Source organism: Virgibacillus salarius, from assembly GCF_039521925.1.
In the GTDB taxonomy this organism is placed as follows: Bacteria; Bacillota; Bacilli; order Bacillales; family Amphibacillaceae; genus Virgibacillus; species Virgibacillus salarius.
Map to the genome: position 1 here is coordinate 41,541 of NZ_BAAACY010000045.1, position 10,794 is coordinate 52,334.

The 10,794-nt window shown below is 37.6% G+C and carries 8 protein-coding genes and 1 pseudogene; 7 read left to right on the plus strand and 2 right to left on the minus strand.

The features are described 5' to 3' along the window. The first annotated feature begins 98 nt into the window (after positions 1–98). From ABDZ84_RS06870 to ABDZ84_RS06890, 5 genes are all read left to right on the plus strand, one after another. On the plus strand, positions 99–296 hold the full coding sequence (locus ABDZ84_RS06870) for a hypothetical protein (RefSeq protein ID WP_343780681.1): 198 nt from the start codon (positions 99–101) through the stop codon (positions 294–296). A gap of 1,033 nt (positions 297–1,329) precedes the next feature. Next, the gene (locus tag ABDZ84_RS06875; RefSeq protein WP_343780688.1) at positions 1,330–3,117 is read left to right on the plus strand and encodes a sigma 54-interacting transcriptional regulator; all 1,788 of its coding nucleotides are present in this window, start codon (positions 1,330–1,332) and stop codon (positions 3,115–3,117) included. 399 nt (positions 3,118–3,516) lie between these two features. After that, complete coding sequence (locus ABDZ84_RS06880; RefSeq protein WP_026682952.1) at positions 3,517–5,190, plus strand: acyl-CoA dehydrogenase family protein; 1,674 nt, start codon at positions 3,517–3,519, stop codon at positions 5,188–5,190. 86 nt (positions 5,191–5,276) lie between these two features. After that, complete coding sequence (locus ABDZ84_RS06885) at positions 5,277–6,173, plus strand: NAD(P)-dependent oxidoreductase (protein ID WP_026682951.1); 897 nt, start codon at positions 5,277–5,279, stop codon at positions 6,171–6,173. Continuing rightward, entirely contained in the window at positions 6,170–7,630 is a 1,461-nt protein-coding gene (locus ABDZ84_RS06890; protein ID WP_026682950.1) for a CoA-acylating methylmalonate-semialdehyde dehydrogenase, read from the plus strand. Before ABDZ84_RS06885 ends, ABDZ84_RS06890 begins: the two co-directional genes overlap by 4 nt. A gap of 191 nt (positions 7,631–7,821) precedes the next feature. Here ABDZ84_RS06890 and ABDZ84_RS06895 read toward each other — a convergent pair whose 3' ends face one another. Both ABDZ84_RS06895 and ABDZ84_RS06900 read right to left on the minus strand, forming a co-directional pair. Then, on the minus strand, positions 7,822–8,871 hold the full coding sequence (locus ABDZ84_RS06895; RefSeq protein WP_026682949.1) for an enoyl-CoA hydratase/isomerase family protein: 1,050 nt from the start codon (positions 8,869–8,871) through the stop codon (positions 7,822–7,824). A gap of 22 nt (positions 8,872–8,893) precedes the next feature. Next, positions 8,894–9,679, minus strand: coding sequence for an enoyl-CoA hydratase-related protein (locus tag ABDZ84_RS06900; protein WP_026682948.1), 786 nt, complete (start codon positions 9,677–9,679; stop codon positions 8,894–8,896). A gap of 348 nt (positions 9,680–10,027) precedes the next feature. Between ABDZ84_RS06900 and tnpA the strand changes: the two are divergent. Both tnpA and ABDZ84_RS06910 read left to right on the plus strand, forming a co-directional pair. Then, positions 10,028–10,354: pseudogene (gene tnpA / locus ABDZ84_RS06905) on the plus strand (IS200/IS605 family transposase). Positions 10,355–10,400: 46 nt separating this feature from the next. Next, a partial coding sequence (locus tag ABDZ84_RS06910) for a helix-turn-helix domain-containing protein (RefSeq protein WP_343780685.1) occupies positions 10,401–10,794 on the plus strand: 394 nt, incomplete at its 3' end.

The window sequence follows — 10,794 nt, forward strand, 5'->3', positions numbered from 1 at the left end:
TCTACGTAATTAGTCTCCGCTATGCGAAGGTGCAACAATTCTTGTCATAAGTAATAGGTTGACTTTTTTTACAATGGGTAAAGTTAAAATCGCTATCCGTGCGTATAAAAGCAGCTGTGTTACTTCATGCTAGCGTTGTAGAGCCTGATAATAGCGAAGGCCGGCCACTTCAACTCCTGTGGGAAATGTTTGACCTGAAGATCCACTTTTTTGAGCGGGTTTTGCTAAAAAAGTTAGCTGAAGGACAAACCCCACGGAAAGGGAAGTGGGTAGCCGGAGTGGTGGTCAAGCAGTAGCTATTCCATAATAGCTACTAGAGGAAGCGTAAATCTGAGCATGTAGTGATAAGGACTGAGCGAATTTTGCTCAGTTTTTTTTTATTTCAGTTACCCCGCATATCACTCCCACACCTCAAGGAATAAAGTGAAAGCAATATGGATAAGTGGGGATCAACTGTCCGATTGGGTTCCAAGGTCTTTAGGTCATCTCCTTGTGGTAGGGAATAAACAAAATACCATGGATTGAATTACTTTATTATAATAACTAATCCATCAAAAGCTTAAGCAAATCTGCGGTAGAAATATTGCTTAAGCTTAAGGGGACATATTGCCATAGTTTTTAGTTACCAGGAGGACGGTTACGTTTATATTTGTTTTGATTCTTCATTTCATTCAATTCCTGTTTACTTTTATTCTTCGTTTTTGTCTTATCTTTAGCCATTTTTTTACCTCCTTTCGAGTTAGTTTGGCTTAGTTAGTTAAAATCATGTGTATCTTTATAGTTGTTTTGCTAGAAGAGGAATTTATCACGTAATTGGCTACGTAAGTTAATTATATGGATGCATAAAGTTAAGCAACACAGCAGTAAAGGAAATTTGCGATTGTGCTTGAAGAATGCTATAATTCAGAAAAATGGCTATATATGATATACTAAGTTAAGCATGTTTTGTGCCTAGTATGTAATGGATGCGAATTATTCCTGGACTGCTGTTAAGCCTTTATCCCGCATATAACTGGCAGTAAGCTCCCACTTTAAGCAATAAAGTGCAACCAATATAGAGAAGTGAGGGGTCAACTGCCAGTAAATGTCCTTTTGGTTCAAGGGCCTTTAAGTCATGCCCTTGTGCTGCTAACCATCAGTGGAAGCTAAAACAACCCCAACTGATTGAAGTTTCATTTAATAGTTCATCTAAAAAAATGTAAGGGTTTTCATTATTTTGGCCTAAGTATGGTAGCTTATTGAACAAGCGCTCAATCATTTGATTGATAAAGATAAAGGCTGTTCCATACTGCCCCAAATATTTAATTGCAAAGGGGAGATCGATCCTTGATGAAACCAGAATTAGATACGGTTGAAAAGTGGATGAATACAAAGCCAACAACAATTGATCCATTAATGGAGGTTCATGAAGCGCTAAAGCTCTTAAGAAATTTGAATGAAACGGAGCTTCCAGTTACTCAAGACGGTCATTTGTTAGGGATTTTACGATTGCAGGATATTATTGTCCTAATGAATGAAAAAGGTGATAAATCTCACCAACAGACAGCAAATGTTATGACGAATTCATTCGTGAGGCTAAACAAAGATACAGTACTACAGGATATTCGTGAATTACCAGGCTATATCGTAAGTGATGAAAGTGGAAAGTTAGAAGGGGTTCTTACAGAGAAAGAATTGCTTTTATATCACAAAGAGTTGACTCAAAAGGTGAAAAAAACAGAGGATTTGATGAAATGGTATGAGCTTATTTTTAATACCGCATACGAGGGGTTAACGGTTGTAGATGAGAATGGGGTTATTCAGTTATTTAATGAGGCGTATAGCCGTTATGTTGGAGTTCCTAAGGATGCAGCAGTTGGTCAACATGCGTCTAACGTAATAGATAATACGAGATTACCTGTTGTATTAAAGACGGGTGTACCAGAGCGTAGTCAGGCACATCGCTTACAAGGTCAGGATTTGGTGGTACATCGTATTCCTATTTGGAAGGATAATAAGATAATCGGAGCAGCAGGAATTCTTGTTTACGAAGGGTTAACGGAAATTCAACAAGTTATCCAACGCATGGAACAATTACATAAACGAGATGAACGTAATTATCAGCTCAAGCAAGTAAGTAATTTTTTAGATAGTGCCATAAACTTTGAAGATATACTAGGGGATAGCCCAGCTATTTCTAATGCTAAAAAGATTGCCAGGAAAGCTGCCAGTTCCAAGGCTACCGTGCTTATAACTGGTGAAAGTGGTGTAGGAAAGGAGCAGTTTGCTAAGGCTATACATTATGCTGGAGATACGAAAGCCGGAGATTTTATAAGTGTTAATTGTGCTGCTATTCCTGAGGGGTTAATGGAATCGGAATTATTCGGTTATACAAAAGGAGCATTTACTGGAGCCGATAGAGAAGGAAAAGCTGGAAAATTTGAATTAGCGCATAATGGTACTATTTTTTTAGATGAGATAGGCGATATGCCTTTACGGATGCAAGCTAAAATATTACGAGTTCTTCAAGAGAAAAAGGTAGAGAGGGTGGGAGGAAATCAACCAATCCCCTTAAATTTTCGGTTAATCACTGCTACAAATAAAAACTTAACCCAAATGGTACATGATGGTAAATTTCGAGAAGATTTATACTATAGACTTTATGTAATCCCTATCGATATTCCGCCATTAAGAGAACGGAAAAACGATATTCCTATCATAATAGCCCATAAATTACAGCAATTGGCTAAAGTTTATCAGGCAAATGTAAAAACAATTGATCAACAGTTATTGAAGTTGATGTACAAGTATGACTGGCCTGGAAATATTCGTGAGCTTATGAATATTTTAGAGCGATTATTTGTTTTAACAGATGGAGAACATATTTCATTTAATGCATTACCAGAATTTCTTCATATCGAATTACAGAAAGAAGGTACGCTTGCACCTGTTCAAAGTCTAAAAAAAAGAAGAGAACTTTTAGCTGAAGCTTCAAAGGAAGAACAGGAGTTAATTAAACAAACGTTAGAACAAGTAAAGGGGAACAAATCACAGGCAGCTAAATTATTAGGTGTGTCTCGAGCCACCTTATATAATAAAATTTCCCGATATGCATTAGACAAAAATTATAATACATAGGATCACAGGGGGAGTAGCTGTGATCTTTTGTTATAGACTAAGAAATTATAAAATTTGCCAGGTGGATAAATATGGACGTGTTGAGCTGCGTGCAGCTTCAGCACCCAGATAGTAGGCGACTTCACGAATCGCTCTAAGATAAGTTATCACCGACTCACAAGCTCACCGTGATTCCTTTATCTCCGTTGACTTGCTCCAGTCGCTACGTTTCTAATCGCGCACTTACGCTTTGGTTATATATATTAGTTAAAACTGTTAACCAAGTAGGGAGGACTTAATTGTTAATATGTATGTGCAATTGTATAGACATGTAACACTTTTTGCCATTGTTTTTACAGGTAGACACACTGAAAAAGTTGGCATGGAAATTGCATTGTAGAGGTGAAGGGGGAAAGGTACATGGAAAAAACAGAATCAACACATCACCATCCTATATTTCCACATGAATCGTCTAGTAGCTTCGAAAATCATTCAGATGAGGAAGAACTTTTTGCGAAAACAATTGATAAATTTGTATTAGAACAAGTGAACCCAGATATGGAGAAGCTGGAAGCGCATGATTATAAAGTAGCTAGAGAGCTATTTAAGTATGCTGGTGATTTAGGGTTATTAGGTGCGGATGTTCCTGAAGCTTATGGTGGATTAGCAATGGGCAAACGAACTGCTGGACTTATTGCAGAAAAAATGGGGTTTGCTGGATCATTTAGTGTATCTTTTAATATTCATTCCGGAGTAGGTACCTTGCCATTTGTTTATTACGGAACGGAAAGTCAAAAGCAAAAATACCTTTCTAGAATCATATCGGGTGAATGGGTAGGCGCCTATGCCTTAACGGAACCAAATGCTGGGTCTGATGCTCTTTCGGCGAATACAACAGCTAAAAAGGTAGCAGACACTACAGATTGGGTATTAAATGGAGAGAAACAATGGATAACTAATGCTCATATTGCAGATGTATATGTTGTATTTGCAAATACTGATCAAGGAATGACGGCATTTATTATCGAAAGATCCACACCAGGAGTAACTATTGGTCCAGAGGAAAAAAAGCTTGGAATTAAGGGTTCTTCCACAGCAACGGTTATTTTAGAAGATGTTCGAATTTCTGAAGATCAAGTATTAGGTGAAATTGGAAAAGGACATCATATCGCATTAAATATTCTAAATCTAGCTAGATTAAAACTCTCCTTCGCAAATATTGGAACCTCAAAGCAGGCTTTGAGAATTGCTATTGGCTATGGCAAAGAGCGTAAACAATTCAAGCAATCAATTATACAATTTGGCATGATTCAAGAAAAAATAGCGAATATGGCTATCGCGATATATGGTGCTGAAAGCTCTGCTTATTACACAGCAGATAGAATAGATCGGTTAGACAAGGAAAACGATGAAAGCGTCTTAAAAAATCTCTCGGCATATGCAATGGACTGTTCAGTGAATAAGGTAGCTGCTTCCGAAGTATTAGACTATGTTGTGGATGAGGCTGTACAAATTCATGGCGGCTATGGGTATATGCAAGAGTATGAGGTAGAACGAATTTATCGTGATGCTAGAATCAATCGAATTTTTGAAGGTACTAATGAAATAAACCGTTTGACGATAGCTAAATCATTTCTCAAAAAGTATAGTCAATTCAAGTCAACGATTGAAGAAGAACTCGTGAATGGTTCAAGCAATAATCTGTTTGTACGTTATGCAAGTAAAATAGTAAACATCATTATGAATGCGCTTTCTAATACGTGCGATTTGCGCAATCTAAACCAAGTATATGCTCGCATTTTAGCGGATTGTGTGAAGGAGCTATACGTTATGAAGGGCTCCCATATAAATTCAGAGGTTATTCAAAAGCATCAGCAATTTAGGAAGAAAATGACTGAAATATTATGTGAAGAAAGCTATTATCGATTGGAGAGCAATGCCATCGTACTCATTTCATCTATTTGTTCTGAGGAGGATAAAGAGCAATTAATTAACGAAATTAATGCATTCCCTGTTATGCATACAAATATAATTACAAAGAAACAAGAAATCGCTAATGAAGTTATTGAGAAAAATGGTTATTTCTTGGGGTAACGTAGTAGATAATTCACGTTGAATCTCTGGTTGTACATTCAAAGGGGAGTGAATCTTCTCTATTTTATAAAGAAATGAGGGATATCATGAATAAAATTGGGTTTATCGGTTTAGGTAATATGGGACTACCAATGTCAAAGGGGTTAATAAGATCAGGATTTCATGTAACGGGGTATGATCTAAGTGAAACAGCGGTCCTTAAATTGAAAGAGCAAGGTGGGGAAATAGCCTCATCTATTTCAGAGGTTGTAGCAAGCAGTGAGCTGATTTTTACAAGCCTACCGTCATCAAAAGCAGTAGAAGAAGTCTACTTAGGTGAAGATGGACTTATTGAGTATAGCGATTCGAGTAAATTATTAGTAGATACTAGCACTGTCGCACCTGAACTTAATCAAAAAATTGCGGAGGCTTGCAAGAAAAAAGAAATTCATTTTCTTGCTGCTCCTGTAAGCGGTGGAGTAATTGGAGCAGAGAATCGAACACTTACTGTGATGGTCGGTGGGCCTACAGAAGTTTATAACCTTGTGCTACCTGTACTCGAGGTACTAGGCGAGAATATTTTCCATGTAGATGAGCAAATAGACAGTGGAACAACTGTTAAATTGATTAATAATCTATTAATTGGTTTTTATACCGCAGGAGTTAGTGAAGCTTTGCATATTGCTAATAAGAAAAACATTGATCTAGACGACTTGTTCTCTATGCTAAATGTTAGCTATGGGCAGAGTAGGATCTATGAACGAAATTACCAAACCTTTATTGCTAGCGACGATTACAAACCAGGATTTTCCTTGAAATTGCTTAGAAAAGATTTGGAGTTTGCGATGGATGTTGCTGATGCGAATCAGTTAGATTTACCAATTAGTAAATCATTACTAGAACTATATAAATCGGTTGAAAAAGAAGGATATGGCGAAAAGGATATGGCTGTACTTTACCAACGGGTAAAAGAACAATCAAGGAAGAAGGAGGCAACAAAATGATTTCTTCGGAAGTGAAAGTGATGAAGAATTATATTGGGAATAAGTGGGTGGAATCGAGTGGACGAGAAATGGTTGATATTCCAAATCCTGCAACAGGAGAAACGATAGCACAAGTAGCATTATCTGAAAAAGAAGATGTTGATCGAGCAGTAGCCGCGGCGAAGGAAGCATATGGGCATTGGTCTACTGTTCCAGTACCAAATCGTGCCCGATATTTATTTCAATATCTTCAACTATTAAAAGAACATAAAGCAGAATTAGCTAAGATTATTACGTTAGAAAATGGAAAGTCATTGCGAGACGCTGAAGGAGAGGTTCAGCGTGGGATAGAGGTTGTAGAGTTAGCGACTTCTACACCTAATTTAATGATGGGAGATGCTCTTCCAAGTATTGCAAAAGGGATAGACGGGTCGATTTGGCGTTATCCTCTTGGAGTTGTTGCTGGTATTACCCCATTCAATTTTCCAATGATGGTACCGCTTTGGATGTATCCTTTAGCAATTGCTTGCGGAAATACTTTTGTATTAAAAACGTCAGAACGTACCCCGATCTTGGCTGAACGACTTGTTGATTTATTTTATCAATCTGGTTTTCCAGAAGGGGTGTTGAATCTTGTTCATGGTGCAAAAGATGTAGTTAATGGTTTATTGGACCACCCGGATATCGAAGCAATTTCCTTTGTTGGTTCAGAGCCAGTGGCGAAACATGTGTATCAAACAGGCACAGCCAACGGCAAGCGTGTTCAAGCACTTGCTGGTGCGAAAAATCATGCCGTTGTTATGCCTGACTGTGACTTAGAGAAAACAGTTCAGGGTGTCATTGGTGCCGCATTCGGCAGTAGTGGGGAACGCTGCATGGCTTGTTCTGTTGTAGCAGTTGTTGATGATATAGCAGATGATTTCCTTGATTTGCTTACTTCAGAAACAAAAAAGTTAAAAGCAGGAGATGGAATGGATGAATCAACTTTTGTTGGCCCAGTTATCCGTGAATCGCATAAGGAAAAAGTAATTAGTTATATCGATTCGGGAGTAGAAGAGGGGGCCGACCTGCTCGTGGATGGTCGCTATATTGAAGAAGAAACACCAGATGGTTATTATGTTGGTGCAACGATTTTTGACCACGTGACGCCGAATATGAAAATATGGCAGGATGAAATTTTTGCACCTGTGTTAAGCGTTGTCCGTGTAAAGGATTTAGAAGCTGGAATAGCATTAACGAACCAATCAAAATTTGCGAATGGGGCGGTTATTTATACATCAAGTGGTAAGTATGCACAAATCTTTCGTGAGAAAATAGATGCTGGAATGGTTGGGGTAAATGTGAATGTGCCAGCACCAATGGCTTTCTTTGCCTTTGCAGGAAACAAGGCGTCTTTCTATGGAGATTTAGGAACCAATGGAAAAGACGGGGTACAATTTTATACAAGAAAAAAAGTAGTAACGGAACGGTGGTTTTAAAAACCTAGGCTGTTAGAAAATTTGTTTTGATTCGGCAGCAAACGTTTAGAACCAGCAAAAGCCGAACGATTCGACTGGGTGGTTCCCCCTCAGTAGTTAGATTTTTTACTCTAATTTTCGGGGTTGTACCAAAACGTTTCGAATGATAGTTCGGCTTTTGCATTAACTATTTTATCAAACTACTAATCTGGTTAATCTATTGTAAAGAATGATTGAACAACCGTTGATGATACATCAGATAATTGTTGATAATGATACTGCGGATTTTTGTCTTTATCAATCACAACGGACCGGACACCTTCGTAAAAATCTTCCGTCTTCAAAAAGTTTTTAGCAAGGATTAAATCTGTCTCCAGGCATTCCTCCAAGGTTTTATTTTGTCCTTTAATAATCTGATTTAAGGTGACTTTAAGGGAAATAGGCGATTTAGTTAACAAGAGTTCTTTGGTACGACTAGCAAATTCACTACCATCTGATTCTAGTGAATTGATAATTTCTTCAACAGTTTCATAAGAGAAATGCTGATCAATTTTAGCTTGCTTAGACGCTAACTCCCCTTCTTGTAAAGAAACTGTTTCACAAGTTTTTAGTAGGTGGTCAAGCCTTGCCATTTTATCTTCCTCTTGATACCAATTCGTTTGCATAATTTGAGTTTCAAGAGAATCTAATTGATCACTGGAAACAGCAGCATCAGCTCCATTGGCATAGAGTATGTCAGTAGCAGTGATAATAGTTGCTGTAAGCGCTAAATACCTTCCGATATAACCTGGAGCTTTATTCAGGAAGTAAGCCGCACCGACATCTGGGAAGAAACTTATATTCATTTCAGGCATTGCCCATTTGCTACGCTCAGTTACAACACGGTGGCTAGCCCCATAGGAAAGTCCTACTCCGCCACCCATAACAATACCGTCTAGAATAGCTAGTATTGGTTTGGAGAAACTAGCAACTAATTGATCGGTTAGGTATTCTTCTGTAAAGAATGTAATCGCTTGTTCATAGCTTTCTTGATTATTCTTGGCTTGATATAATGTTTTAATATCTCCACCAGCACAGAATCCCTTTGGACCTGCTCCCTTCATAATTACAATACAAATAGTGTCATCTTGCTCCCATTCCGTTAATTTTTTACGAATTGGAACGAGCATTTCATAGTTTAGTGAATTAATAGCTTTTGGGCGGTTTAATGTAATCGTTGCAACGCCATTATGATTTGTTGAAAATAATACTTCTTCTTCCACGCTAACAATCTCCTTTGCTCGATTATTTATGATGAAAGGAAGGTTTCCGTTTTTCAACGAAAGCCTGTACACCTTCTTTGGCATCTTCTGTTAGAAACAGCTCTGCAAATTTTTGCTTTTCTCTTTTTAATCCTTCTTCAAATGGTTCATGAATACCTTTTACAATACTTTGTATTGCTCTAGTAACACTTGCCATACTATTTCCTTCAGTAAAGGAATTTGCAATTGTTAAAGCAGTAGACATCAGTTCTTCCGCAGAAACAGTTACTTGGATAAGACCATGTTTAACAGCCTCTTGACTAGCTATATGTTTTCCGGAAAGAATTAAGTCTAGTGCAGTAGCCATATTTGTAATTCTAGCAAGTCGTTGTGTTCCTCCGAATGATGGTATTAATCCTAATTTTACTTCTGGTAGCCCGAGTTTTGCTTCATTAACGGCAATGCGAAAATGACAGCCCATTGCTAATTCTAAACCTCCACCAAGTGCTGGCCCATTAATGGCAGCAATTACCGGCTTTTTTAGTTGCTCGATGTCATTACAAAGTTGTTGACCTAACTCTGACATCTGTATTCCTCTGTCGTAATCTCCCATAGCAGGTACAAATTCTTTGATATCTGCACCGGCAGCAAAAAATTTACCAGAACCAGTTAAAATGACAGCGTGTACATTTTCTGCATCGGCTAATTGCTTAAAAGCTGATCGTAATTCTCCAATAGTTGTAGTAGATAATGCGTTAGCCGGTGGATTATTCAGCTCTACCACGGCTATATTGCTGTTATAAGTTATTTTAATGTACTTGAATTCCATCGTAAATACCCCCTATATTTCATTTCCCTTTCATAATTATGTAGCAAAAAGTATGCCAATTTATAAGTAGCAAAGAAAAGGGGAAACGAATTTGCAAACTGTATACATGTATATACATGTATACAAAAGATGTAGTCTTACACAAGATTTTAACGTACTTCCGAAAGAAGTCTCCATCTTCAAGCTTGTGAAGGGCGTAGCCCAACGGTAAGGGGGAGATGAATTTCGGTTGGGCGACATCCCAAAGGCTTTTTTTCCTTTTTGCTCAACATGGTATAATCAGTCTTATAAAGTATAAGGATTGATATAAAAATGAAATTAGACAGTAATAATCATTCAGTGTTCTTGATGTATTACCATCTTGTGTTTGTTGTGAAGTATCGAAGGAAAGTAATAGATGATACCATTTTCAGACTATGCTAAAGATCAGTTTGTGTCGTTGAGTGGAAAATATAATATCACATTAGTCGAATGGAACCACGATATTGACATATTCATATTTTGTTCAGAGCACAACCCAACAGTGAATGATCGAAATTCATCAATGCCTATAAAAGTGCCAGTCCAAGACTTATCAAGAGGGATTTTCCTCATGTTCGTAAAAAGTTATGGAAAGAAATGTTTTGGTCAAGAAGTTTTTGTTTGTTGACGACTGCGGTTCGCCTATTGAAGTAGTAAAAAAATAGATTGAAAATCAAAGGATAAAGTGAGGTGATTTGATATGGCTAAACAAAATAAAGCGTACAAGTTTAGAGTGTATCCAACAGATGAACAGGCTTTGGTTATACGTAAAACCTTCGGTTGCGTTCGCTTTGTCTATAACAAAATGTTAGCAGAACGAAAAGAAACGTATGAAAGCCTAAAAACTGATAAAGAAGCATGGAAAAAGGTAAAACATCCTACTCCTGCCAATTACAAAAAAGAATACCAATGGCTAAAAGAAGTCGATTCATTAGCGTTGGCAAACGCTCAACTAAACTTAGATAAGGCATATAAAGCCTTCTTCAAAGGGAATGCCAAGTTCCCAAAATTCAAAAGCAAACGTCATAAACAAAGCTACACAACGAATGTCGTCAATAGAAATATTCAGTTGTTGGATGGTCATATCAAATTAC